At 64.4% G+C, this 26,450-nt stretch carries 20 protein-coding genes, 5 tRNA genes and 1 pseudogene (1 of these 26 only partly in view); 2 read left to right on the top strand and 24 right to left on the bottom strand.

The window, feature by feature from the left end:
* The 14 genes and pseudogenes from tuf to radA all read right to left on the bottom strand — a co-directional run.
* Positions 1-210, bottom strand: a pseudogene (tuf, locus tag GEV06_04450) (elongation factor Tu) (it extends 365 nt beyond the left edge of the window).
* A 172-nt stretch (positions 211-382) separates the two neighbouring features.
* Positions 383-458, bottom strand: a tRNA-Thr gene (locus GEV06_04445).
* A gap of 152 nt (positions 459-610) precedes the next feature.
* Positions 611-685: transfer RNA gene (locus GEV06_04440), tRNA-Gly, on the bottom strand.
* 86 nt (positions 686-771) lie between these two features.
* Positions 772-858: transfer RNA gene (locus tag GEV06_04435), tRNA-Tyr, on the bottom strand.
* 217 nt (positions 859-1,075) lie between these two features.
* Positions 1,076-1,152: transfer RNA gene (locus GEV06_04430), tRNA-Thr, on the bottom strand.
* 100 nt (positions 1,153-1,252) lie between these two features.
* Positions 1,253-2,002, bottom strand: a complete 750-nt coding sequence (gene rlmB, locus GEV06_04425) for a 23S rRNA (guanosine(2251)-2'-O)-methyltransferase RlmB (protein MPZ17150.1) — start codon at positions 2,000-2,002, stop codon at positions 1,253-1,255.
* A 45-nt stretch (positions 2,003-2,047) separates the two neighbouring features.
* Positions 2,048-3,214, bottom strand: coding sequence for a 2-C-methyl-D-erythritol 4-phosphate cytidylyltransferase (gene ispD / locus GEV06_04420; protein MPZ17149.1), 1,167 nt, complete (start codon positions 3,212-3,214; stop codon positions 2,048-2,050).
* Between the two features lie 17 nt (positions 3,215-3,231).
* On the bottom strand, positions 3,232-4,116 hold the full coding sequence (locus GEV06_04415) for a TIM barrel protein (protein MPZ17148.1): 885 nt from the start codon (positions 4,114-4,116) through the stop codon (positions 3,232-3,234).
* Positions 4,117-4,173: 57 nt separating this feature from the next.
* Positions 4,174-6,381 carry an FtsX-like permease family protein gene (locus tag GEV06_04410; protein MPZ17147.1) on the bottom strand — a complete coding sequence of 736 codons (2,208 nt, stop codon included), beginning with the start codon at positions 6,379-6,381 and terminating at the stop codon, positions 4,174-4,176.
* Between the two features lie 313 nt (positions 6,382-6,694).
* Positions 6,695-7,549 (bottom strand): EamA family transporter, encoded by an 855-nt coding sequence (locus GEV06_04405; protein ID MPZ17146.1) that lies wholly within the window; start codon positions 7,547-7,549, stop codon positions 6,695-6,697.
* Positions 7,550-7,672: 123 nt separating this feature from the next.
* Entirely contained in the window at positions 7,673-9,133 is a 1,461-nt protein-coding gene (locus tag GEV06_04400) for a GHKL domain-containing protein (protein MPZ17145.1), read from the bottom strand.
* The gene (locus GEV06_04395; GenBank protein MPZ17144.1) at positions 9,130-10,785 is read right to left on the bottom strand and encodes an FAD-dependent oxidoreductase; all 1,656 of its coding nucleotides are present in this window, start codon (positions 10,783-10,785) and stop codon (positions 9,130-9,132) included. Before GEV06_04395 ends, GEV06_04400 begins: the two co-directional genes overlap by 4 nt.
* Before the next feature lie 283 nt (positions 10,786-11,068).
* Complete coding sequence (locus GEV06_04390) at positions 11,069-11,959, bottom strand: 1-acylglycerol-3-phosphate O-acyltransferase (protein ID MPZ17143.1); 891 nt, start codon at positions 11,957-11,959, stop codon at positions 11,069-11,071.
* Positions 11,960-13,103: 1,144 nt separating this feature from the next.
* Positions 13,104-14,486, bottom strand: a complete 1,383-nt coding sequence (gene radA / locus GEV06_04385; GenBank protein MPZ17142.1) for a DNA repair protein RadA — start codon at positions 14,484-14,486, stop codon at positions 13,104-13,106.
* Between the two features lie 26 nt (positions 14,487-14,512).
* Here radA and GEV06_04380 point away from each other — a divergent pair, with 26 nt between their 5' ends.
* Both GEV06_04380 and GEV06_04375 read left to right on the top strand, forming a co-directional pair.
* The gene (locus GEV06_04380; GenBank protein MPZ17141.1) at positions 14,513-16,465 is read left to right on the top strand and encodes a DUF3416 domain-containing protein; all 1,953 of its coding nucleotides are present in this window, start codon (positions 14,513-14,515) and stop codon (positions 16,463-16,465) included.
* A gap of 29 nt (positions 16,466-16,494) precedes the next feature.
* Entirely contained in the window at positions 16,495-18,126 is a 1,632-nt protein-coding gene (locus GEV06_04375) for a hypothetical protein (GenBank protein ID MPZ17140.1), read from the top strand.
* A gap of 47 nt (positions 18,127-18,173) precedes the next feature.
* Here GEV06_04375 and GEV06_04370 read toward each other — a convergent pair whose 3' ends face one another.
* The 10 genes from GEV06_04370 to GEV06_04325 form a co-directional block, all read right to left on the bottom strand.
* Positions 18,174-19,601 carry an MBL fold metallo-hydrolase gene (locus GEV06_04370; protein MPZ17139.1) on the bottom strand — a complete coding sequence of 476 codons (1,428 nt, stop codon included), beginning with the start codon at positions 19,599-19,601 and terminating at the stop codon, positions 18,174-18,176.
* A 47-nt stretch (positions 19,602-19,648) separates the two neighbouring features.
* A complete protein-coding gene (gene alr, locus GEV06_04365; protein MPZ17138.1) occupies positions 19,649-20,794 on the bottom strand; it encodes an alanine racemase in 1,146 nt (381 codons plus the stop codon).
* Positions 20,779-22,125, bottom strand: coding sequence for a replicative DNA helicase (dnaB, locus tag GEV06_04360; protein MPZ17137.1), 1,347 nt, complete (start codon positions 22,123-22,125; stop codon positions 20,779-20,781). The genes alr and dnaB overlap by 16 nt, the downstream gene beginning before the upstream one ends.
* A gap of 258 nt (positions 22,126-22,383) precedes the next feature.
* Positions 22,384-22,848: a 50S ribosomal protein L9 gene (locus GEV06_04355; GenBank protein ID MPZ17136.1), complete on the bottom strand. Its 465-nt coding sequence runs from the start codon at positions 22,846-22,848 to the stop codon at positions 22,384-22,386.
* 6 nt (positions 22,849-22,854) lie between these two features.
* Complete coding sequence (gene rpsR / locus GEV06_04350; protein MPZ17135.1) at positions 22,855-23,178, bottom strand: 30S ribosomal protein S18; 324 nt, start codon at positions 23,176-23,178, stop codon at positions 22,855-22,857.
* 15 nt (positions 23,179-23,193) lie between these two features.
* A complete protein-coding gene (rpsF, locus tag GEV06_04345) occupies positions 23,194-23,667 on the bottom strand; it encodes a 30S ribosomal protein S6 (protein ID MPZ17134.1) in 474 nt (157 codons plus the stop codon).
* Positions 23,668-23,798: 131 nt separating this feature from the next.
* Entirely contained in the window at positions 23,799-24,449 is a 651-nt protein-coding gene (locus GEV06_04340) for an aminoacyl-tRNA hydrolase (GenBank protein ID MPZ17133.1), read from the bottom strand.
* Complete coding sequence (locus tag GEV06_04335; GenBank protein MPZ17132.1) at positions 24,446-25,093, bottom strand: 50S ribosomal protein L25; 648 nt, start codon at positions 25,091-25,093, stop codon at positions 24,446-24,448. The genes GEV06_04340 and GEV06_04335 overlap by 4 nt, the downstream gene beginning before the upstream one ends.
* A 127-nt stretch (positions 25,094-25,220) precedes the next feature.
* Positions 25,221-26,168, bottom strand: a complete 948-nt coding sequence (gene prs, locus GEV06_04330) for a ribose-phosphate diphosphokinase (GenBank protein MPZ17131.1) — start codon at positions 26,166-26,168, stop codon at positions 25,221-25,223.
* Positions 26,169-26,235: 67 nt separating this feature from the next.
* Positions 26,236-26,310 (bottom strand) — tRNA-Gln (locus tag GEV06_04325).
* Positions 26,311-26,450 lie beyond the last annotated feature (140 nt).

Below are 26,450 nucleotides of genomic sequence, written 5' to 3'. Positions count from 1 at the left end.
CTCCACGTGCGCCGTCGAGATCGTGATCCCCCGCTCCCGCTCCTCCGGCGCGTTGTCGATCGACTCGAACGACCGAAACTGCACCTTGGGATCGCCCTTCCCCAACACCCGGGTGATCGCCGCCGTCAGCGTCGTCTTCCCATGGTCGATGTGCCCGATCGTCCCGATGTTCACGTGCGGTTTCGACCGCTCGAACTTCTCCTTCGCCATCGCCCTTCCTCAGTCTCTCCAGATGCTGGTTGGTGTTCGCTACGCCTGCTTCGCTCGCTGGCAAGCTTCAGCGAGATGAACCAGCCTCAGAATCGCGCACCAGACTGGCTTGCCTAGCCGAAGCCCGCCGGCGTCTGGCCTGAATCAGACCAGACTTCGGCGAGGCGGAGGCTGGAGCCGATGACCGGGATCGAACCGGTGACCTCGTCCTTACCAAGGACGCGCTCTGCCTACTGAGCTACATCGGCCCAACTCAGTGGTCAGTGATCAGTAGCCAGTGGTCAGCCGGTTGGCGATCGCTCGGAGGCCCACGTCGCGATGCCGCAGCCAATTCGCCGCCAGCCCCCGAGCGCTCGCCCATCGGCTGACCACTGATCACTGGCCACTGACCACTTCTTCCTGGAGCGGGAGACGGGAATCGAACCCGCGACCAACAGCTTGGAAGGCTGTGACTCTACCACTGAGTTACTCCCGCCCTCGCGCCTCGCCTCGCCTCCTCAGCGGGTACACCCGCGGAGCCACGCCTGCTTCCCACCATGCTGGCTTTACCTAGCCGGAGGCTGGTGGCGAGGGGAGGATTCGAACCTCCGAAGCCACTGGGGCGGCAGATTTACAGTCTGCTGCGTTTGACCGCTCCGCAACCTCGCCCTGCTTTATCGTCGGCCCACACTTCACGACCACGGCGCGCAGCCCGCTGGTGCGGCTTGCCGGGGCCCGACGCGGCTAGACCGTGCGAAGTGGCGGCCAGAAGCCCTGCGCAGGGGCCCGTAGCGCCACGAAGCTCATATCTGAGTAACTGTCAGGAATGCAGCAACTTGCGACGTTTCCAGCGGCACGTAGATCAGCCGGGTCTATCATGAATCCATGGAGCTGGCGAAGGGATTCGAACCCCCGACCCGCTGATTACAAATCAGCTGCTCTACCGGACTGAGCTACGCCAGCCGGATAAAAAAGGCAGTGTAGCATAGGTCGTGCCAGCTCGCAACTCCCGTCGCGACCCCAACCTTGCAACTTTATCATCCCAGACACGCGTCTGTGGCAATTATCTCGCCTTTCTCGCCGCCGGCACCGGGGCCGTGCCTTGGCGCCTCCGCTGCCGGTGGGCCTCGAACAAGACGACGCCGGCCGCCACGGACACGTTCAAGCTTTCGACCTGCCCGGACATCGGGATCGAGACCACATAGTCGCACTGCTCGCGCACGAGGCGCCGCATCCCTCGTCGCTCGGACCCGAGCACCAACGCGGTTGGCTGTGTCAAATCCACCACGTCATACGGCGTCGTTGCTCGTCCCTCCAGCCCGACAATCCAAAGGCCGAGCTGCTTCAGTTCTTGGAGGGCACGCGCAATGTTGACGACGTCGGCAACAGGGACATGGGCCACGGCGCCGGCTGATGCCTTGGCCGCAGCACCGCCCAGCGGCGCAGCTCGCCGCAGTTGCCGCACCAGACCACGTCCGCCCGCCGCATCCACCGTCCGCAGAATCGCGCCCACGTTCTGAGGATCCTCGATGCCGTCCAGCACCACAATCAGGCTGGGCTGCTCACGGTCGATGAGATCCTCGAGAGCTCGAGCCGGCGGCACCTGTACTGTCCCAACCACCCCCTGATGCCGACCGCCGCCCGCCATTCGATCGAGCATCACGGTATCGACTCGCTCGACACGCACGTCCCGACCGCGTGCCTGCGCCAGCAGCTCTTCGATCCGCCTGTCCTTGCGGGCACCCACGTGCAGGCTCAGGACACGTCCGGCACGCAACGCCTCGCCGACTGCGTTGATGCCGAAAATGATCATCTGGACGCCTCGCCTTCGCCGCTCACCCTGTTTCCTGCCCGTGCCCTAGCAACCAGCGAGCAGCGCGACCGCATGAACGGCGATCGCCTCGCCACGGCCCGTCGCATCGACCTGCTCGTTGGTCTTACCCTTGATGCTGAGCTCCGCCACCGAGATGCCCAACGCATCCGCCAGCACGGTGCGCATGACGGTTGCATGCGGTCCGATCTTCGGCTGCTCGGCAATGACGATGACGTCGATGTTGAGGATTTCCCAGCCCGCCTCACGGACGCGTCGTGCCGCCGCCTCGAGCATCGTCACACTGTTGGCCCCCTCCCAGCGCGGGTCGGTATCCGGAAACAGCGAGCCGATGTCACCGAGGTTGGCAGCGCCCAGCAGGGCGTCGGTCACGGCGTGGCACACGGCGTCTCCATCAGAGTGCGCAATTGGACCGCGCTCAAACGGGATACGCACACCCCCGAGTATCAGCGGGCGCCCCGAACCAAGGCGGTGCAAATCGTAGCCAGCGCCGATCCGGAGGCGCGGCCGTCCAGGTGCCACCGTGGCGCGTCCGCGCGCGAGGTCTGCGTGCGTCGTGATCTTCACGTTCCCTGCGTCGCCGGTCACCAGGCGCACGCGATGGCCTGCCTGCTCGGCGAGCCCCGCTTCATCGGTCGCCGCGGCACCGCGGGTGCCAAGGTCGACAGCCTCCGCCAGCACCTCACGCCGGAAGCCTTGCGGTGTTTGCGCCAGAAAGATCGTCTCACGCGGCAGCGTCCGCTGGACGATGGGCCGGCCATCCTCCACGCTGGCCTGCTTCACCGTATCGTGGACCGCAAGCGCGACGGCGGCGGCGCCCGATTCGGCCGCGGCATCGATCGTCTGTTCGATCATCGTATGCGTGACGAATGGCCGCGCAGCATCGTGCACCAAAACGATGTCGGCGTCGGGCGCCGAGGCATGAAACCCGTTCGCGACGGAGTCTTGCCGCCGTGCCCCTCCCGCGACGAGACGCAGCGGCTTACCACAGGGGCGCTCGGCGAGTGACCGCGCTTCGGGCGCGTCGACGTCTGGCACGACGACCAGGATCTCATCGACGCGTGGCACGCGAGCAAAGGCTCGAACGCTATGCTCGACCAACGTGGTGTCGCCGAGCGACAGCCACTGCTTTGCAACCGGCCCTCCCAGACGCTCACCGCGCCCTGCGGCAGCGATGATGACCGAAACCTTCATAGCACAGGGGTCAAGGGCTAGACGCCTTGCATGACCTTTCGAATGAACCCGAGATTTCGCCCCATGTCCGCCTCGACGTCGCCGCTGGGAGAGTCCGTCTCGAGCTGTGCCCACTGATCGAAGCCGATCTCGACGAGCGCCTGCACGACACCCGGAAAGTCAATCGTCCCTTCGCCCAGATAGTGCGGGTTGTCCTTCAGGTGGATCTCACAAATGCGCTCGCTCCCGAGCCAGCGGATCTCCTCGATCACATTGAAGCCACTCTTGGTCGAGTTACCGACGTCGTAGTACACGAGAATCGCTGGCGACTTCGCCCGCTCCATGATACGGGCATTGTCGCGTGCGGAGATGGTGTTCTCGAGACCAAGGACTACGCCTGCCTGGTCCGCGCTCGGGGCCACCTCCCGCAGAGCGTCGCCAACATAATCCATCTCGGTAGTCGTGGTCAGGGCACCCTTGCCGAAGAACGGCAGCAATACCACACGAACACCCATGGCCTTGGCGATCGGGATGGAGTCGGCAACCCATCGCTGCCCGAGCGGGTCGTTCTTCAGGTAGTTCCGATGAAGGATGTCCAGGCAGAGCGACGCAATTGGCAAGCTCCCTTTGCGGGAAGCGTCGAGATACTGCTGCTGCAGCGACGCGTCCGCCAGCGGCAAGGTCGTCACGGCACCCTCCCCGCCGCGACCAATGCTGACCTGAACACCATCGAAGCCAATCCGCTTCGCCAGCGACACCGCTTCGATCTCGAGCGTTTGTTTCAGATTCCAATCCGTGACACCTACCTTGAAGGAGGCCCCAGCGGCGGCGGCTTCGGCCAGCGCCCGTGCCGCCGGCCACGCCGAGAGCCCCGCCAGCGTCCCCACGCCGTACTGGATGAACCGTCGTCGATCCACGGACATCGAACCCTCCAATCCTGGGAGAATGATACCGGACTTCGTCTGGTCGTGCGCCCGGGCTCACTCGTGTCTGAGGGCTACGACAGGATCCACTGACGCCGCCTTCCGTGCTGGAATCAGCGCAGCCAGTGCTGCCGTCGCAATCAGCACGGCTATGGACAGTGCAAGCAGCCGCGGGTCGTGACCGCTGACGCCATACAGCAGTCCGGCAATGAGCCTCCCGAGCACGAGCGTAAGTCCAATGCCGCCGAACGTTCCGGCGAGCATGACGGGCAGGAGCTGCCGAAGGACGTGCCATTGAATCTGTCGACGGCGGGCGCCTAATGCCATTCGGATGCCGATCTCGCTCGTGCGACTTGCGACGTGGTAACTGAGAAGACCAAACAGCCCGGTCGCCGCCAAGATCAACGACAAGGCGGCCACGCCCGTCGATACGTTCGCAAGCCATCGGTTTTCGGTGGTTGCGCGATCTTTGTTTTGGTCGAGTGTGCGGTAGTTCTCCACGTAGTGCTGGCCTCGTGCGGCAACCACTCGCCGCACTTCCGCGGAGGGCAGCGGCGCGCCGCTTCGGGTCTTGACGAGGAGGAACGGCGACCAGATATCGGGATCTCGCCATAAGTCGATGTAAACCATGTGCGGCTCTCGCCGGAGGGGATGGTGGAGCTGCGCGTCCGCGGCGATTCCAACCACGCGCAGCCGCTTCTCCAATCTCGCCTCGCCGACGCGGATGTGTCGTCCGATCAAGCGCTCACCGCCGAATCGCTTTCCCAGCGACTGACTGACAATGGTCGGCGTTTCCCCGCTCGACTCGCCCGTACCCTGATCCGAGCGCCGGAACCCCTCGCCCGCGACGAGTGGCACGCCCAGCGTCTCGAACAGCTTGTCTGTCACGGTCAGAATCTCCGCGCGGACGTCGGCGCTTATCGCAAGACTCTCGACGCTCGCTACTGGTTTCTCCAATCCTGTGATCGAGAGCGGCGCGAAATCAACAACGCTTGCTGAGGCCACGTCGGGAAGCGCCTCGAGCTGATCGACGAGATCTCGATAGTAGGGGACTCGCGTGGCCGTCGGTGTGACACCGGGAATGCCTGCCAGAGTGACGACCGATACACCTCGCATGCGCATTCCCAGATCGACGGCAAGGAGGCGACTGAGCGAGGCTGTGAGTAACCCGCTCCCAGAGACCAAGGCCAAAGCCACTGCGACCTGGACTCCCAGCAGGATCTTCTGCGTGCGTGTGGTCGTTCCGACTATCCCTCGACCGCTTCCCTTCAGCCCGCCTGCGTCCGCCAGGCGACCGGCCTGCCAGACTGGGACGATCGCGAGCGCAGTCGCGACTATCGCAATCAGCACGGTCAGGAACAGCAACGTTCGGAGGTCAAGCCACAGGCTGGGAGTCGCCGGGCTCAAGACAATCCCGAGCATCGACTCCGCTTGAACGGCCACCAGGCGGTTCATTCCTCCGGCGAGCAGGGTGCCAAGAGCTGCGCCAACCAGGACCAACGGCGCAGTCTCCAGCGTAAGCAGGCGCACGAGCGCGACGCGCGAAGCGCCGAGAGCCAGCCGTGTCGCAATCTCGCGTTGCCTGGCGAGGCCACGCCCCAGGAAGAGAATCGCGAGGTTCACGCAACCCACCAGCAGCATCGCGGTGCAGATCCCCCAACTGCCGTAAAGCGGTCCTTCAAAGCGGCGCTCGAGCCGCGCGTTGCCTCCCGTCTCCAGGCCTCGCGCTGCGGATCGAACAACGAGTCGGCGGTTGACGTACTCGCGCTGTTGCGAGGCGGTATAGCGAGCTGGAGCGCCCTCAGCGAACAGGCGCCGTTCCATCGCGCTCAGCGTCGCCTGCGCCTGCTCCCGCGACACAGAAGGGGCCAGTCGACCGAGCACAACCACCCAAAAATGAAACGGATCCGGCCCGTCGGGCGCAATGCCACCCCTCCAGGGTCTCTGCGCTAGCGGGACGATCACTTCAGCGGGGCTTCCTGGCGTAAACCCCGTGAACCCTGGCTCCGCCACGCCAATAATGCTGAATACGGATCCCGCCACTCTGATCTCTTCGCCGAGCACGTCGGGAGAGCGCCCGAAAGCGCTTCGCCACAGCGAGTCCGTCAGGACGGCGACTCTCCGGGCGCTCGGGTCGTCATCGCGCATCGTGAACGGAGGATCGCCACCGTGGTAAAGGCCGGACTCCGCCTGAGCGAGCGCAGCGCCTGCTTCAGGTCCCGAAAGATCATCTCCACGCGCCACCACGAACGAACCTGTCGGCATTCTTCCTTGATCTGCTCGGCGCCCCCAAAGTGTGCTCTGGCTCGACTCCGCGCCTCTGCTGGCGTCATACCGCTCGCGATGTAATCAGCGACCTGTCGCTCCAGATGGTCGCGAAGCTCCGCGTCGAGATCCCTTTCCCTTCGCTGTCGCCGCTTGCCAAGAGCCGAGCCGAAGCGGAACATTGGCAACCTCCTAAACGTTTGACCTCAATAGCCTAGACCTTCTACACGTCTGGCGCAAGACCGTTCGCTGATCAAGAAGAAGAAACCAGACAAAGCGGAGATTTCGCGTCCAGGGACACGGCCCGACGCGCTCAACGCGGCTCGCGGTGAACGGCGACGCCGAAGATGACGAGCGCGACACCGGCGACCTCGGCAGGCGACGGGATCTGCCGCAAGACGACGATGCCAACCACGGCAGCGGTGGCGGGCAAGAGCGAGAGGAGCAGCGCAAAGGTTGCGCGTGACAGCCGCGCCATCGCGAGCTGGTCGCACACGTAAGGAATCACCGACGACGAGATCCCCACTCCGATACCGGCGGCGAGCAGCGTGGGTTGCACGAGCGCGGGCGCGGCGTCGCGGATGCCGATTGGGATCGCAACCACCATCGCAATGAGCATCGCCAAGCCGAGCCTGTCGATCCCTTGCGCGCCGCCGCCCGCGGCGAGGCGATGGCCGAGCACGATGTACATGACGAACAGGGCGCAGTTGGCAAAGGCGAACAGGAAGCCGATTGGCTCGCCGGCGAGGCGAACGCCGGTCAGCACGTACACGCCGGTCGCCGCGAGACCGAGAGCGACCCAGTTGCGGGCGGTGCGCATGCCGGCTGCGGCCAGGGCAATTGGCCCGAGGAACTCGATCGCGCCGACGGTGGCAAGCGGCAGCCGATCGATCGCGATGTAGAAGCAGGCATTCATCGAGGCGAGGACGCCGCCGAGCAGCACCACCAGCAGTCGCGCGCGCGCATCGAGTGCCCGAAAGAAGCGCCACGGCCGTCGCCAGAGCGCGAAGACCGCCGCGGCGCTCGCGATCCGCAGCCAGGCCACGCCGAGCGGGGCGACCCGCGCGAACAGCAGCACGGCGAACGCGGGACCGAGGTAGTGGAACAACGCGCTCACAAGGAAGAACGCGTGCGGCGGCACACGCGCCGCCAGCGCTGCGGCACCCATGCCCGCACTATGGCACTGCCACAGCCGGTGGCGAATGCCATCACCAAGGTGTCGGTGTGATTCTTCCTTCAATCTGAGGCCAGATCGGCGTGGGTCGCCTTCAGGGTCACGCGCTCTCGATGTTTACCCCTGGCGGGCGTTTGAGGCGGGCTGATGCGGCGCAGGCTCCGCGACAGGTCCCACTTCGAGCGGCAGGCTCACCGTGAACACCGTATGGCCTGGCTCGGAGCTCACGGTCACGCGGCCGCTGTGCTGGAGGGTGACGACGCGCTGTACGATGTCGAGGCCGAGACCGGTACCGGTTCCCATGGCCTTGGTCGTGTAGAACGGCTCGAAGATGCGCGATTGCAGCGCCTCGGGAATGCCACTGCCGTTGTCGATGACGCGGATCTCCACGCCGTCGTGCTCCCGCTCGGCTTCAATCCGGATACGCCCGCCGGTCTGCGGCAGCGCATCGATGGCGTTGTCCAGCAGGTTCGTCCACACTTGTGTCAGCTCGCCGGGATGGCCCGGCACCTTGGGAAGGTCTTCGGCGTACGCACGCTCAATCGCGACTTGCTTCTTCTTGATCTGATGCCCCAGCATGACCAGCGTGTTGTCCAAACCCTCGCGCACGTCGGTGAGCTGGCGCTCTATCGCGCGGTCCATGTGGGAATAGGCCTTGATCGAGGCCACCAGCTCGGAGATGCGCCCCGCCGCTGCAACAATCTCGCCGAGCAGACGGTCTGCCGCCAGGCTCGCCTCGAGCCACGCGAGCACCTCCGGCAGCGTCTCGGCCGGCAGCGTGGACAAGCCAGATTCGAGGTCGCTCGCCGTCACGCCCGCATCGGCATACGTCTCGGCCAGCACCCACGGTTGCTCGACGCCACGAGCTTCCAACCAGTCCGCAATGGCGTCCTCCTGACGCCCGCGCTCGACGGGCGAGAGCCCCTCCGCGGCGTGGCGCTGCAGGACCATCTGTCGCATCTGTTCAAGCGTCTCGGCGTGTCCGTGTATCAGCTCGCACGCCGCCAGCTCGGACGCCGCCTCGCTCAATGTGCGCAGCCGATCCTTGAGGGCACTGGCAGCGCGGGTCACAGCCGCAGCAGGATTGTTCAGCTCGTGTGCGAGCCCTGAGGACAGCTTGCCGAGCGCCATCAGCTTCTCGCGCTGCCCCACCCATCGCGTCGTCTCGCGGATCCGATCGGACAGCAACGCTACCACCCGCTTGCTCAGCTCAGGGTGTAGCGCCAGCATCTCCGGGAACAGATCCTTGAGAATCGCCAGCAGCCGCGAAGGCTTCGTGGCAATGCCCTCGGCGGTGTACGCCTTCATCCGCGAGTAGGGCAGCAACCCGCCCACCGTGCCCTGCTCGGCAGTGAAGAACGTCGTCATCTGCCCGTTCATCAGTCCGCGGACATCGAACTCCCCTTCGAGCAGGATGACCATCCGATCCGGCGTGCCACCCGGCTCGAAGAGCCGCTCGCCGGCCGACGCCGTCATCAGCTCGCCATGCTCGACGAACCAGGTCAGCACGTGGTCCGGGAGATCGTCGAAGAACGCTATCCGGCGAAGCTCTTCAATCGTCGTTCGAGGAGTAGTCATGAAACTGCCAGATATTGATGCACGAAATGCACCGCGACGGAGCCTTCACCCACCGCCGACGCGACGCGCTTGATGGACTCGTGCCGCACGTCGCCGGCGGCAAACACACCAGGCACGCTGGCTTCGAGCAGATACGGTTCGCGCGGGAGCGGCCATTCGCCGAGCTGCTCTGCCTTGAGATCGGTACCCGTCAGCACGAAACCGTGCGCGTCACGCGCGATTGATCCGTTCAGCCACGCCGTGTTCGGCTCCGCGCCAATGAACACGAACAGGAACTTCGTCTCGACGCGCTCCTGGTCGTCGCTGTCACGGTCGCGCAAGGTGATACCGTCGAGGTGCGACTCGCCGTGGCACGCACTGATCTCGGTGTGCAGCCGGATGGCGACATTTGGCAGTGATTGCAGGCGATCGACCAAATACTGGGACATCTTCTCGCCGATGGACCGCCCCCTCACCACGAGCACGACGCGCGAGGCGTGCTCGGCGAAGTACATGGCCGCCTGGCCCGCAGAGTTGCCAGCGCCGACGATGCAGACGTCCTCGCCGTTCGTATGGAGCGCCTCGGTGGTCGCGGCACCGTAGTAGATGCCCCGGCCGGTCAGTGCGTGCGCGCCGGGCGCGTCCAATTGCCGCCAGCGGACGCCGGTCGACAGCATCAGCGCCTTGCAGCTGATTCGTGCGCCGTCACCGCACGTGAGGAGCTTGTACGGCCCCTCGAACGTGAGCTGGCAGATCTCCTGCGGCGACAGAATCTCCACGTTGAAGCGGCGCGCCTGCGTCACGGCCCGCCGCGCAAGGTCCCCGCCCGAGAGCCCCGACGGAAAGCCGAGATAGTTCTCGATGCGGCTGGACGTACCGGCTTGCCCGCCTGGCGCTTCCCGTTCGATCAGGACGGTCTTCAGACCCTCGGATGCGCCGTAGACGGCCGCCGCCAGGCCTGCCGGCCCGCCGCCCACGATGGCAAAGTCGTAGGTCTCGGCGGCAGCCGCCGTGCGGAGCCCGAGCTTCTGCGCCAGTTGTGCAACCGTGGGGGCGTAGAGCTTTTCGCCGCTGGTCAGTACGAGGAGCGGTAATTGCGTCGCGGGGCTGTCCAACTTGGCGGCAATCGCCTTTGCCGTCTCCTCCTGTTCGACGTCGAGGAACTCGTACGGCGCGTGATTGCGCGCGAGAAAGTCTTTGAGCGTGTGCACCTCGGGCATCCAGCGGCTGCCGATGATCCGCACGCCTCCATACCCGAGCTTGTGTCCCGCCTTCCAGTCCTCGAGCAGATCGTCGATGACCGGATACAGCCGCTCGGAGGGCGGATCCCACGGTTTGGTGAGGTAGTAGTCGACCTGAGACTGGTTGATGGCGGCAATGGCGGCGTCGGTATCGGCGTACGCGGTCAGCAGGGCGCGCTTGCTGTCCGGATACCGATGACGAGCCTCGGTGAGGAACGTCACGCCGTCCATGTTGGGCATTCGTTGGTCCGAGACCAGGAGCGCCACGGGACTCGCAGCTTCGACCAGCTCGTCGAGCGCCTGCAACCCTTGCGGCCCCGATTCGGCTCGGAGAACGCTGTACTCCTCCCCGTAGCGCTGGCGCAGGTCCCTGGCGATGGACCGCAGCACCTGCGGGTCATCATCGACGGTTAAAATGACTGGTTTTTCCATGAATGACTGGTATCTCCGTGCCTCTTCGAGCATACACGGTTTGCCGCAGGGGCCGACCTATCCGTACGGGCAGGTCTCAGCGCAGGGAAAGGGATCAAGGGATCAAGGGCTCAAGGGCTCAAGGGCTCAAGGGATCAAAGGTGGTTCTTCGGGCGTACGTAGCTCGGTGCGCGCAGACCCGCAGCCGACGACCCGGAAACTCCGTCTTCACCCCGCTGAGCGAGCCACCCACCCTTGATCCCTTGATCCCTTGATCCCTTGATCCCTTGATCCCTTGATCCCTCTACCCCTTCGTTCTCTCAACCACCGCCGCGATCCTTTGCTGCACCTGCCCCGACAGCCGGCGCGCATCGTCGCGCGACAGGTCGGTCGTGGGAATAGGATCGAAGAGCTCGAGCTCCACCCGACCAGGGCAGGTCATCAAGTTGCCCTTTCGCATCACGAAGCGGCTGCCGTGAATGGCGACCGGGACGACCGGCAAGCCATGCTCGATCGCCATCTTGAACGTGCCGGCCTTGAAAAGCCGCAGAGAGCCGTCCACGCTGCGCGTCCCCTCCGGAAAGACCGTCAGCGAGACCCCCGCCCGCATGAGCTGCGCCACCTGGCGGAAGACACTCGCGCCGGGGTTGCGCCGATCGACGAGGACGTGCCCAGCGCGACTCAGGTGCCAACCGAGAAACGGGAAGCGGCCCAGGGAATCCTTCGCAAGAATACGTACCTCGAACGGCAGCGCCGAGAAGAGAATCGGAATGTCGTAAATGCTCTGATGGTTTGCAGCAAAGACGTACGTCTTCTGCCGATCGACCCGCTCCAGGCCCGATATCCGGACATCCACGCCCGTCGTGGCCAGAATCAGCCAAGACCAGATGCGCGCGCAACGATGCGCGAACCGGCCACTGCGGTCAACGAGCGACGAGGCTATCGACAGCGTGCCCAGCGCAATGGTGTAGACACTGATGGCAGGAATCAGGAAGCAGACGGTGCGCCACCAATGGAACGGGGGAAGCCGACTCACGCCGAGTTCACGTCTGAGTGACGGGACGCGTCCTGTTTCGATATGACTCGGTGCGTGGACTGTTCGACGGGCGAGGCGTGGAAGGCGGCGAGGAGGCCGGCTCGGCGTTCGGCTGACTGATGGACTGTCCCTGGTGCAGCGCCTGCTGGGCCTGCGCAACGGCGCTCGGCTCGATGTAGCGTCCGAAGATCATCTTGCCGGCAGTGGTCTGGAGCACACTCGTGACGACGACGTCGATGTACTTGCTGATCATCTTGCGGGCATTATCGACCACCACCATCGTGCCATCGTCGAGATAGGCCACGCCTTGGTTGTACTCCTTGCCTTCCTTGAGGATGAAGACCTTCATGAACTCGCCCGGCAAAACGACGGGCTTGAGGGCGTTGGCCAGCTCGTTGATGTTGAGCACGCCGACGCCGCGGAGCTGGGCCACCTTGTTGAGATTGAAGTCGTTGGTGACGATCTTCCCGTTGAGCGCACGCGCGAGCTCAATGAGCTTCAGATCGACCTCGCGCACGTCGGGGAAGTCCATGTCGGAGATCATGACTTCGACGCCCGCCATCTTCTGAATCTTCTGGAGGATGTCGAGGCCACGCCGGCCCCGATTGCGCTTCAGCGTATCCGATGAGTCGGCAACGAACTGCAGCTCCTTCAGCACGAACTGCGGGACGATCAGCGCCCCCTCGAGGAAGCCCGCCTCACAAATGTCGGCAATGCGGCCATCGATGATGACGTTCGTGTCCAGAATCTTGTGATGCCTGTCGGGCTCGGTCGACCGAAACAGCGACAGCAACCGCGCGGGCTCGAGCCACTCTCCCTTCATGCCGCCGATGACGAGCCCCAGGTACGGGAGCGCCAGCAGCAGGAGCGTGTGAAGGAAGATGATGCGGGAGTCGGCGCTGTTGGTCCAAAACAGCGCCGCGCCAATCGTCTTCGCCACCAGGACGCCCACCACGCCGCCAATCACGGCGCCGATGACGCTCGTGACCGCCGTATGGCGCAGCGCAATCTCCAGCGCCACCATCAAGCAGGCGAGGCCGAGCCCGAAAAGGGCGTTGAGGGCAGGCTCCGTGTGGAACGGTTGCAGGCGGTAGGCCGTGAACGTGATGGCGCCCACGAGGGCGACGCGTCCCAGAATGAACCACACCATGAATGCGTTCCTACGGTAGGTAGGGCGCGCTCGCCGAGCGCGCCGTCACGGCCGCCTCGGCGACGCCCAAAACGGCCGCCTCGGCGAGGCGGCCCTACCTAGTGTCCCGAAACTGAGATTCAGAACCCTAGCTCCGGCACCATCATACCCAATTCACCAGGCGATGATCTCCTCGAGTGCATCGGCGACGTTCGTGACGCCAATCACCTCGCAGGCCCCCCCAGCCTCCTCGGGGGACGCATTGCCCTTTGGCACCACGCACCGGGTGAATCCCATTTGCGCGGCTTCGCGGAGACGCAGCGCCGCCTGTCCCGTGGCTCGGACCTCGCCCGCCAGTCCCACCTCACCAAACAGGGCGGTCCCCGCCCGCACCGGCCGATTTCTGAGGCTCGAGGCCACGGCCGCCACGACGCCCAGATCGGCCGCGCGCTCGTCAACGGTCATCCCCCCGGCCACGTTGACAAAGACATCCTCTCCGAGCAGGTGCAAACCGGCGCGCTTCTCCATCACCGCCAGCAGGAGCGCGAGACGGTTGGGATCCACGCCGTTGGCCATACGACGGGCGAGCGCGCCGTAACTCGCGCCGCTCACGAGCGCCTGCACCTCGACGAGCACGGGGCGGGATCCCTCCATGCAGCACAGGACCGCGGAGCCAGGCGCATCCACAGGGCGCTCCGCCAGAAACACGGCCGACGCGTTGGGCACGGGTCGCAGACCTGCGCTCGTCATTTCGAACACGCCCAGCTCGTTCGCCGCGCCAAACCGGTTCTTCACCGCACGCACGACGCGATACGTCTGATGCCGCTCGCCTTCGAAGTACAGGACCGTGTCGACCACGTGCTCGAGCACCTTGGGACCAGCGAGGCTCCCATCCTTCGTGACGTGCCCGGCGAGGATCGTTGGCACATTTCGACCCTTGGCCTGAAAGAGCAACTGCGTCGCCGCTTCGCGCACCTGCCCAACGCTACCTGGCGCCGACGGCAGCCGCGACGAGAACACCGTTTGAATGGAGTCCACGACCAGCAGCGCAGGCCGCAGCCGGTCAGCTTCCTGGACGATACGCTCAATCGAGGTCTCGGCGAGGAGAAAGAGTGGAACGGCGCCGACACCGAGTCGCTCGCCGCGCGACTTGATCTGATGCTCGGACTCTTCCCCGGATGCGTACAGGACGGGACCTCCGGCAGGTGCCGCCTGTCGAGCGAAGTGCGCAGCGGCCTGCAAGAGCAGCGTGGACTTGCCGATGCCCGGCTCACCGCCAAGCAGCACGAGCGATCCTGGCACGAGCCCACCGCCAAGGACACGATCGAACTCGCCGACGCCGCTCGAAAGGCGGTTGGCTTGTACGAGATCGACATCTTCGTATCGTTGCGCTCCCGCGGACGTTGTTGGGAGGCCGAAGCGTGGCGTGGCATCCGTTGCGGCGATACGCTCCTCGACGAGCGAGTTCCACGCTCCGCACTCGGTGCAGCGGCCCATCCATTTCGGAGATTGTGCGCCGCATTCCTGGCAAACGAACACCACCTTGGGAGGTTTCATCGCGTGTGCCCTGCTAGGATCGCACCATGGAACGCCACATTGTCATCGACACGGTCTCGCCACGGGTCGATTGCGGGCGCTACCCCGTCAAGTGGATAGTCGCGGAGCCGTGTGTGGTCGAGGCCACCCTCTTTCGCGATGGGCACGAGCTCATCCAAGCGGTTGTCGCCTGGCGGAGGCGGAGCGAGAAGCGGGCGACGGAAGCGGCGATGACGCTCGTCAACCCAGGACTCGATCGCTGGCAGGCCGAGCTGCGGTTTCCCGAGCCAGGCCGCTACGTGTACACGATTCGCGCATGGACCGATCGCTACGGCTCCTGGCTCGCGGATCTGCGGAAGCGCGTGGAAGGCGGGCAGCGCGATGTCCGGAGTGAGGTGCTGGAGGGACTGGAGCACCTCGTGCGGTTTCGCACGCGCGCCCGTACCGCCGACCGGCGCCGGCTCGATGAGACCGTCGAGATGTTGTCGTCGCCGGACGATGCGCGCGCGGCGCTCGACCTGGCTTCCTCTGTCGCGGAGCTCGCCGCGCGTCTCGATACGCGTGCGGACCTCGTCGTCTTCAAGCCGGAGATCGAGATCGTCGTCGAGCGGGAGCGAGCACGAGCCGGGGCCTGGTACGAGCTCTTCGTGCGCTCGCAGGGCACAGAGCCGGGCAAGCCGGCCACCTTCGCGGACGCGGAGCGCCGCCTGCCGGACATTCGCACGATGGGATTCGACGTGGTCTACCTCGCGCCAATTCATCCCATCGGCCACACGCACCGCAAGGGGCGCAACAACCAACTCGTGGCGAGGCCTGACGACCCCGGCAGCCCGTGGGCAATCGGCAGCGAGGCGGGCGGGCATGACAGCGTGGACCCCGCGCTGGGCACGCTGGAGGACTTCGACCGCTTCGTGGAAGCGGCCGACGCCCTGGACATGGAGATTGCCCTCGACTTCGCGATCCAAGTGTCTCCTGATCATCCGTGGGTACGGGAGCACCCGGAGTGGTTCTATCACCGCCCCGACGGCAGTATCAAGTACGCAGAGAATCCGCCGAAGAAATATGAGGACATCTATCCATTGAACTTCGACTGCGACGATCGGTCCGCCCTCTGGGAGGAGATTCGTCGAGTCCTGCTGTTTTGGATCGATCATGGCGTGAAGATCTTTCGCGTGGACAACCCCCACACCAAGCCTCAGGCATTCTGGCAGTGGCTCATTGATGAAATCCACGCCGAGCACCCCGACGTGATCTTCTTGGCAGAAGCGTTCACGCGGCCGCCAATGATGATGACGCTGACCAAGGCGGGATTCAGCCAGTCCTACACCTACTTCACGTGGCGCAACACGAAGGCAGAGCTGACCGAGTATTTGACCGAGCTGGCGCAGCCCGACGCGGTGACCGCCTTCCGGCCAAACTTCTTCGCGAACACACCTGACATTCTGCCACGCATTCTCGCAGATGGCGGGCGGCCTGCCTTCGAGATGCGCCTCGTGCTGGCTGCGACGCTCTCTCCCTCTTATGGCATCTACAGCGGCTTCGAGCTCTGTGAGAGGAGCTGGATGCCCCACCATGCGATTCCAGGCGACATCGAGTACGCGGACTCGGAGAAGTACGAGGTGAAAGTGCGCGATTGGGACGCGCCGGGCCACATCAAGGATCTCATCGCCCGCGTCAACCGCATCCGCCAGGAGAATCCAGCGCTGCAACGTCTGGAAACGCTGCGGTTCCTGGACACCGACAGCGACCATCTCTTGGCGTACGCGAAATGGTCGATCGATCACACGAACGTCCTTCTCGTGTGCGTCAACCTCGATCCGCACCGACCGCACGAGTGTCACGTTCACGTTCCGGCCGACGTCGCGCGCGTCGCTTCGGGCGCGTCCTACGTCGTTCGAGACCTGTTGACCGACGCGTCGTACACGTGGTCCGATCACAACTACGTCCGCCTCGACCCGGATCGAGTGCCAGCGCATATCTTGCGCGTCGAGCGCGCTTGATCACGTACCTTACGTGTCTGGTCAGTGATATGGACGGTGTTACGCCTCCTGTCGAGACTCCCACGATTAAAGTAACGGACGCCTGGGAGCGCCTCTTCGACCCCGATCACGCGTTGGCGCTGTCAAAGGTCCTCGCCGCCTGCCTGCCCGCGCGCCGCTGGTTTCGGTCGAAGTCCCGCTCGATTGTTTCGGTGACCCTCATTGATCTGATCAACCTGCCATGCGCGGATGCCACGGCGTATCTCACAGTCGTGCAGGTCACGTACGCACAGGGAGAACCGGAGCGCTATCTCCTCCTGCTCGGGCTGGCCGACCGATCTCAGGCAGGCGAGATCCTACGCGCCAGTCCGCAGGCCGTCATGGCCCATCTCACGATGGCGGATGGCTCGGCGGGTGTCCTGTACGATGCGGTGGGCGACCCGAGTATCTCGCTGGCGCTGCTCGACCTCATTGCCGAGCACCGCCGGCTCGAGGGCCGCGCCGGCGAAGTTTGCGGACACACGACCGGCGCCTTCGAACAGATTCGCGGCACCGGTGTGCTCGAGCCTCACGTGCTCAGGGCCGAACAGACCAATACGTCCATTCGATTTGGGGACCGGCTCATCCTCAAGCTCTATCGACGCCTCGATGAGGGCGTCACGCCAGACCTCGAGATTGGAGCGTACCTGACGACGGACGTGACCTATCCGCACACGCCTGCCGTCGCTGGGCATCTCGAATCGAAGACAGACGAAGGGCGAGCCGTGACCCTTGCGTTGCTCCAGGCCTATGTGCCCAATCGGGGCGATGCCTGGAGCTATTCGCTCACGTGTCTCGATCAGTTCTTTGATCGTGTGCCGATTGACGACGCCTCCGCGACGTCTCCAATCGCTGCGTTGATTGGCGACTATCTCGAGGCGGTTCGCTTGATTGCTCAACGCACTGCGGAGCTTCATCTTGCCCTCGCGGCTGCCGCACGTGATCCCGCCATGACGGCCGAGCCGTTCGACGAGAGGCATCGCGAGTCGCTCTGCCGCGACATGCGGCACCGTGCCTCTCAGGTGTTTCGACAGCTGCGCGACGCCCTGCCACAATTGCCGGCCAGCGTCCTCCCCAGCGCCCAACGCGCGCTTCGCCTCGAGGCGAGGGCGCTGGAAGATCTGGGATCGATCTTGCGCGTCGGCAACGCCGGTCAGAGAATCCGTATCCACGGCGACTACCATCTGGGGCAGCTGCTGCGCGCCGGTGACGATTTCGTCGTGATCGACTTCGAGGGAGAGCCGGCGCGTCCCCTCAGCGAACGGCGCATGAAGCGTTCAGCGCTCGCCGATGTCGCGGGCATGCTGCGCTCGTTTCAGTACGCAGCCTTCTCGGCGCTGATCCAGCGAACGACCGGAGAGAGCGGCGCATCGCTGTCGCGCCTCGAGCACTGGGCGCGTCTGTGGGAGCGCTTCGTCGGTACCACGTTTCTCGATCGTTACTTGGAGGCTGCCTCGAAGGGACGCTTCCTACCCGACGATCGGGATGCAAGACGCATTCTGCTGAAGGTGCACCTCCTCGACAAAGCCGTCTATGAGCTGGGCTACGAGCTCAATCACCGCCCAACCTGGCTCGAGGTCCCCTTGTGGGGGCTCGACGACCTGCTGAAAACGGGGACAGCCCCCGTTTTACGAAAGACGTAAGAAAGAAGCCAGTCGTCCTCCCCGTCCGCACCGGAAGAGGCTCCTTCTTACGTCTTTCGTAAAACGGGGGCTGTCCCCGTTTTCTCTACCGGCAGCTGTGCCGCCTCCCACGCGGCCATGCCTCCGGCCAGCTCGACCAAGTGTTCGAATCCGTGACGCTCGAGCGAGCTCACGGCAATTGAAGAGCGATATCCGCTCGCGCAGTGAATGACGAGCCGGCGATTGCGAGGCAGCGTGTCCATCCGTGCCTGGAGCTGACTCAGCGGCACGTTCAGGCTGCCTCGTATATGTTGTTTTTGCCACTCTAATGCGGTCCGAACATCCAACACGAGAGGCGGTGTCAGGGAATCCAGGTCCTCCGCAATCACGGCGGCAGTCGCACGTTGGGTTCGAACGATCAGGTCAGGCCGTGCCTCGAGCGCCTGCATGCCGCCGTCGAGATAGCCGGCGACAGCATCGAAGCCAATCCGTCCGAGCCTCGTCGCGGCCTCTTCTTCGCGTCCTGGGTCGCCAATGATGATGATCGGCCGATCGTAGGCCAGCACCGTGCCGGCCCAGGTCGCATACTGTCCACTGAGCGCAACGTTGATACTGCCGGCCAGGTGACCTTGGGCGAAATCGGCTGGCTCGCGAACGTCGAGCAGTTGGGCGTCGCTCTCGCTGGACATCTTCACCACCTGCGCCAGCGAGAGTGGTGTCAGCACGCGCTGCAAGATCGCGTCGAGCGTCGGCCGCTCTTTCGCGTTCAGGATCGCATCGTATGTGAAATACGGCGGCGCGTCTGGCTGATCGGCCGTGACGAGCGTCACGAACTGCTCCCGCGACATCGGCTGAAGCGCGTAGTTCGACCGCCGCTGGTCCGCGATCGTCGCGGTCGCCTCCTGGCTGATGCTCCTCCCACACAGTGATCCTGCGCCGTGCGCCGGATACACCAGCGTCTCGTCCGGCAGCGGCAGGAGCTTCGCGTGCAGCGACTCGTACAACAGCCGTCCGAGATCGGTTGCGGACCACCCCAGAGAAGCACGCAGGTCCGGGCGGCCCACCTCGTCGATGAACAGCGTGTCGCCCGTGAGCACCGCATATGGCCGGGTGGCATCGCGCTCGAGATCGAACACGAGAATCGAGATCGATTCCGCGGTGTGTCCAGGTGTTTCCAGCACGTGCATGCGCACCTGGCCGAACTCGAGCGCATCGCCCTCCTTCATTGCCGTGTAGGTGTATTCGGCACGAGCCGACGTGCCCAGATAGATCCTGGCTCCGGTGCGATCGCGAAGCTCCAGGTGACCTGCGATGAAGTCAGCGTGGAAGTGAGTCAGGAATACGTGGCGGATCAGGAGGCGATCGCGCTCCGCTTCCTCGAGATATGCGTCGACGTCCCGCCGAGGATCGACGACGGCGGCCGTGCGCGTCTGCTCATCACCGATGAGATACGACGCGTGCGCCAGGCAGTCGAGGTAAAACCGCTTGAAGATCATGTGTCCCACGCCTTCCGCCACCCATGTCGACACGAGCGCAGGCACCGTCAATGGTAGACCCGATCGATTCGGCTACCCAAGCGACAGAGGAGCTCGTAGGGGATCGTACCAATGGCCGCCGCCATCTCACGCACGTCGAGGCGCTCATCCTCCTGGCGCCCGAGGATGACGACCTCGTCTCCCGGCGAAACATCCAGACCAGTGACGTCGACGCTGATCATGTCCATGGAGACGGCCCCAACGATGGGGACGCGGCGGCCGCGCACGAGCACCCAAGCCCGGCCCGCGAGGCGTCGGTCGAGGCCGTCGGCATAGCCGGCCGGCACGACGGCCATGGTGGCAGGCCGACGAGCGTGGTATCGCAGGCCGTAGCCCACACCCTCGTCTGGGCGCAGGCCCTTGACGGCGACGATGCGACTGGTCAGGGAGAGCACCGGCGCGATCTCGAGCGTTGTTGCAAGCGGCGGTGGCACCACGCCGTACAAGAGCAGACCTGGGCGGACTGCATCGTACCAAATTCGCTCGTCTCTCAGCAGCGCTGCGCTGTTGGCGGCATGCGCCTTCGCCGGATGCAGCCCCACCTCCGTCACGAGACGGCGCGCCGCCTCGAATCGCTCGCGCTGGCACGCAAACGCCTCGCTCTCCGGCTCATCGGCCGTGGCAAAGTGCGTGTAGACGGCGTCGATCGCAAGCTGCCGGCTCTGGGCTATCGCCGGCAGCGTGCGGCGGAGATTGTCGTATCGGAATCCGAGCCGGTTCATTCCGGTATCGATCTTGAGCTGGCAATGGAGCCGCTCGCCGTGTGCCTCTGCAGCTTGCTGGAGATTCCGTGCAGCGGTGGGCGTCGAGATGGTTGGTGTCAGCCGGTACGTGAAGAGCCCGTCGAGATCACTGATACCAAGCGCGCCAAAGATCAGGATCGGCACGCTCACGCCGCTCTCCCGCAGCTCGATTCCCTCGTCGATGTCGGCACAGGCGAGCATGGGAGCGCCGGCGGCTTCGAGTGCCCGTGCCACCGGCACCGCCCCGTGCCCGTACGCATTGGCCTTGACGACGCCGATGATCTCGGGGGCCGTGCGTCCCGACCGCCGCGCCGCGTCAATTGTCAGCTCCCTAATCGTCTGGTAGTTGGCCTGGAGCGCGGTCAGGTCGACCCGTGCCACCGTGTGGCGGACGGCTATGGTGACCTCCACTCGAGATTCTCGAAGCGTGTCAGCTCTTTGATGAACGCGAGCTTCACGCGGCCCGTGGGTCCGTTGCGTTGCTTGCCGACGATGATCTCTGCGATGCCCTGCTCCTCTTGCGGTGTGTTCTCGCGCTCGTAGAACTCCTCGCGATAAATGAACACGACGAGATCCGCATCCTGCTCGAGCGCCCCGGACTCACGGAGATCGGAGAGCTGCGGCCGTCGATCCGATCGCGCCTCCGGCGCACGCGAGAGCTGTGACAGGGCCAGGATGGGCACATCGAGCTCTTTGGCCAGGCCTTTGAGCGATCGTGAGATCTGTGAGAGCTCCTGCTGCCGGTTGTCGAAGCGCCCGCGTGACTGCATCAGTTGAATGTAGTCGACGACGAGCAGGTGCAAGCCATGCTCTGCTTTCAGGCGTCGGGCCTTCGCGCGCATTTCGAGCACGCCGATCGCTGCCGTGTCATCGAGGAACACGCGCGCATCAGCCAGCGTATTGACCGCCTGCGCGAGCATCGCCCAATCCTTCTCGGCCAGGTGGCCCGTACGAAACCGATGCGCGTCGATCCGGGCCTCTGACGTCAACAGCCGCGTGAAGAGGGCCTCCTTCGACATCTCCAGGCTGAAGAAGCCCACGGTCATGTCGCTCTTCGTGCCTACGTGCTGCGCGATGTTCAGCACCAGGCTGGTCTTTCCCATGGAGGGTCGCGCTGCGATGATGATGAGATCCGACGGTTGGAAGCCGGCGGTCATCTCGTCCAGGTCGGTGAAGCCGCTGGGCACACCGGTCAGCAGGCCCTTCTGCGACTGCAGCTTCTCGAGCGTGGCGAAGCTGCCGTGCACGAGCTCGCGCAGCGGCACGAAGCCGGTCCCCAGTCGGTTGTCCGCAATCTCGAAGATCCGGCGCTCGGCATCATCGAGGATCTCGCTTGCATCCCGCTCGGCGTCGTAGGCCTCCTGCAGGATCGCGTTCGAGGCAAAGATCAGCCGGCGAAGGACCGATTTTTCTTTGACGATGCGCGCGTAATACTCGATGTTGGTCGAGCGCGGCACACCGTCGATGAGCCGCATCAGGTATGCCGGCCCCCCGACTTCCTGGAGGTCACCGCCTCTGTCCAGCTCATTGGCGAGCGTCACTGGATCGATGGCGAGGGCCCGCTCGCTCAGATGAATCATCCGCTCGAAGACGCGGCGATGCGCTTCGCGGAAGAAATCTTCCGGTCGCAACAGCTCGACCGCCTGGTTGATTGCCTCGTTGCGTAACAGCACCGCACCGAGCACAGAACGCTCCGCTTCGAGATTGTGCGGCAAGGTGCGGTCGAGCGTGGCAGCGTCCATGGGCAGGACTACCTTACCAGACTCATCACGGTGTGCAGCCTGTGAATCGCTTGTGGAAAACGCGTGGGAAACCGGTGGAAAACGCAGGGCGCGGTGGTAAGACGCGTTCGCCGACTCGTCCGCCGTAGCGCTAAGTGCGAAGGCGGAACGCGCCGTCAGGACGGTTCCGCGGCACGATGGTAGGGCGCGCTCGCCGAGCGCGCCGTTACGGACGCCTCGACAACGTAACGGCCGCCTCGGCGAGGCGGCCCTACCTAATCACCCTGCCTGCGATCCTTCGTCCTTGACGACGACGACCTTGACCTGGGCGGTGACTTCCCGATGGAGCTTTACCGGAACGGCGAGCTCACCAAGCTGCTTGATTGGCTCGCCCAACTGAATCTTCCGTCGGTCGACCGTGAGCTGTCGCTCGGCAAGAGCCTCGGCGATGTCGGTGGAGGTGACCGAGCCGTAGAGTTGCTCGGTCTCGCCAACGCGCCGCACGAACACGAGCTCGAGCTGCGCCAGACGAGACGCAAAGCTTTCGGCCATCGCCTGCTCTTCCGCCTCTCGTGCTGCGGCAAGCTTCTTCATGTGATCGATCTGACGCCGGTTGGCGTCGGTCACCGGCAGCGCGAGCTTGCGTGGCAACAGGTAATTGCGCGCGTAACCATCGGCGACGTTGACCACCTCACCCGCTTGGCCGAGGTGGTCGATGCGCTCGGTGAGAATGATTTCAGTCATTGGCCCTTATTCGGTTGCGTACGGGAGCAGTGCAAGAAAGCGCGCTCGCTTGATGGCAACGGCGAGCTTGCGCTGATATTTCGCGCTCGTACCCGACAGCCGGCTCGGCTGGATCTTGCCGCGCTCCGGGACGAACTGGGAGATGAGCCGCACATCCTTGTAGTCGATGAAGTCGATCTTCTCCGTTCGGAACTTACAGACCTTCCGCCGGCGCGACGACGGTCGCCGCTCCCGCTTGTCACCACCACCGCGCCCGGCGCCGCGCCCCCGACCGCCTGATCTGCCGTATCCGGACGCGTCGCCCTGCTGTCCGTGTCCCTGCGTGCGCATCATATCGCTCATGACTCATGCCTCCGGCTGCGTGGCCGACCCTGCCGACCCGTTTGCCAATCCTGATTCCGTGGAATCCGTCGTCGGCGGCTCGGCAGGCTCGCCGGCCGAGTCCGCGGTCGACCCGCGCGCCGCCTGGCGCCGCGCTGCCTGCTCCTCCCGACGTGCGCGGATGCGGGCTGCCTTCCGCAAATCCTCGTCGACGCGGACGACCAAGTGTCGCAACACGAAGTCGTGCACCTTCAGGCGTCGCTCGATCTCCTTGACCATGTCACCGAGGCCACTGATGACCATGACGACATAGACCCCTTCGCGCTTGTGTTTGATCTGGAAGGCCAGCTTGCGACGCCCCCAATTTTCCGTGTTGTCGACCGTACCCTGATGGCGGGTGACAACCTCCTGGATCAGCTGGTCGATTTCTTTGGCTTGTTCATCGGTCGCTTCAGGCGACACGATGTAAACGAGCTCGTACTGGCGTTGTGCGGTCATTCAAAGGCCTCCTCTCGGCCTAAGCGGCCACCTGCAACCATCGGGTCCAGGTGGCAAGGAGGTGTTGGAGATGTGAGGTAGGGCGCGTTCGCCGAACGCGCCGCCAGGCCGCCTCGGCGAGGCGGCCCTACCTAGCTCTTGGTTTCTGATTGCCGACTCTCGTTTCCTGTTTCCTGTTCCCTGTTTCCCGAATCCTCGATTCCTGAATCCTGAATCCCGATTCCGGAGTTATACCGATTCATGGCGTGCTCGACGCCGTCGAGCACGAATACCTCAGCGGCATCGGCGGCTCGTCCAATGGCGTCAGTGAGCAGCACGCGCTCTTCGGTCGCCACCCTCGACAACACCCGGTCGACGAGATCGCGGCGCGGGTCACCTCGTCCGATTCCAATGCGCAGCCGTGGCACTGCCGTCGTGCCAAGCGCGTTGACGACCGATTCGAGGCCGTTGTGCCCCCCCGCGGATCCGGCCGCGCGTACCCGCAACCGGCCAAGCGGGAGCGCCACCTCGTCGAGCACAATCAGTACGTCCTGCGGGGCTACCTTGTAGTAGCGCTGAAGCTCGCCGACGGCCACACCACTGAGATTCATGTACGTCAACGGCTTGACGAGCAACAGGCCATCACCGAGCTGCCGCACTCGTGCCATCAGGGCGTCGGCCGGTGCGCCTTCGAACCGCACGCCATGGCGCCGGGCGAGCTCGTCCACGACGGCGAAGCCGACATTGTGATACGTGTCCTGATAGCGCGGTCCCGGGTTGCCGAGACCCGCGATGAGCTTCACTCCGCTTCCTTCTCAGGCTTCCCCTTCTTGATCAGCTCGGGCTCGGCGACAGCCGGCTCAACGGCGACTTCCTCTTCCGGTGCCTTCTCGACGTGTGGCGCGACGATGTGGACGATCATCGTCTCGGGCTCGCTCACCGCCTGCCATTTGTCATTCGGCGGCAGATCGCCAACGCGCACACCATCACCGATCACCAGCTCGCTGACATCGATCTCGATGTGCTCGGGGATGTCCCCCGGCAAGCATTCCACCTCGATCTCTCGTGTCACGAAGTCCAACATGCCAGTCTGCTGCTTCACTCCTCGCGCCTCGCCCTTCAGCATGACCGGCACTGAGATCGTCAGCTGCTTGTGCATCGCCACGCGGAAGAAGTCCGCGTGCAGAATCTCGTGCGTCACCGGATCGAGCTGAAAGTCCTTGACGAGGACCTTCGCAGAGCTCTCGTCGAGGCTCAGGTCGATCAGGCTGTTCACGCCGCTGTCGGAGTGCAGGATGCGCGAGAGCGTCTTGGCATCTACTGCGACGGCGATGTTCTCCATTCCCCCGCTGTAGACGACCGCCGGAACCTGACCCTGCGTTCGGAGCCGGTGCGCTGCGTTCTTGCCGCGCGTCTCTCGCTTGGCCGCTTCGAGTACTGCTGCCATAGTGTTTCTCAATCCTTGTCAAAATCACGCGTAGCGCAGGCGTTTAGGCCTGCCCTCTCGTTGAACGTCGCTGCGCTGGGCAGGCAGGCCTAAAGGCCTGCGCTACAGGCTGCTGTGAATATCGCTCCTATACAAACAGCGAAGAAACCGACGTTTCTTCATGGATACTCCGAATGGCCTGGCCCAGCAGACGCGCGACCGACAGCACACGAATCTTCGGCAGATGCGTCGCGTCGCCGTCGAGCGGGATCGTATCGGTCACGACGAGCTGCTCGAGAGGCGCCTGCTCCATACGCTCGAGGGCCGGACCAGACAACACGGCGTGCACAGAGCAGCCAATCACGCGCTCGGCTCCGCTCTCTTTGAGCGCAGTGGCGGCGCGCTGCATCGTCCCGGCCGTGTCGATGATATCGTCCGTGATCACGCAGGTCCGGCCTGAGACATCGCCGATCACGTGCATGACTTCCGCAGCGCCCGTCTCAGTGCTGCGCCGCTTGTCGATAATCGCGAGCTCTCCACCGAGGCGCTTCGCATACGCGCGCGCGCGCTCGGCACCGCCGGCGTCAGGCGAAACGATGGTCAGCTTCGCGTACTGTTGCCGCGCGAGAAAGTCGACAATGACCGGCGCAGCGAACAAGTGGTCGACCGGAATGTCAAAGAACCCCTGGATCTGCGCCTTGTGCAAATCCATCGTGAGAATACGGCTGGCCCCCGCTGCAATGAGCAGATTCGCGACCAGCTTGGCGGAGATCGGCACGCGCGGCTTGTCCTTGCGATCCTGTCGCGCGTAACCGTAGTACGGCAGCACCGCCGTGATGCGCGACGCCGATGATCGTCGGAACGCATCGAGCATCACGCACAGCTCCATGATGTTCGAATCGACGGGGCGGCACGTAGGCTGAATCACGAACACGTCCGTGCCGCGGATGTTCTCGTCGATCTGGAATGCCACCTCACTGTCTGGAAACCGCTCCAACCGCGACTGACCAAGCGGCACACAGAGCACGTCGGCAATGTCCTGTGCGAGTTGTGGATGCGCGGTTCCTGAAAACAGCTTCAAGTCCGTCCGTCCCATCATCATCGCTCGACACACCCGCCGGTATCGCGACCGAGACAGTCTCCTGTCCTCGGACCCTCGATCCTGGCTGGGGCGGAAGGATTCGAACCTTCGAATGCGGGATTCAAAGTCCCGTGCCTTACCACTTGGCGACGCCCCACCATTCGCACGCGGCCAGAAGGAGACGCGCGACGACATGACACCACACTCGCGCGAGCGAACGATCGGGCCCGTAGGCGTGCGGTCGCCGGGCCGGCGGCAAACGTTTATCGTAGCGGAACAACGGGTTACTGGCAAGTC

The sequence above is a fragment of the Luteitalea sp. genome, assembly GCA_009377605.1.
Classification (GTDB): Bacteria; Acidobacteriota; Vicinamibacteria; order Vicinamibacterales; family Vicinamibacteraceae; genus WHTT01.
This window is presented reverse-complemented; position numbering and strand designations above follow the sequence as displayed.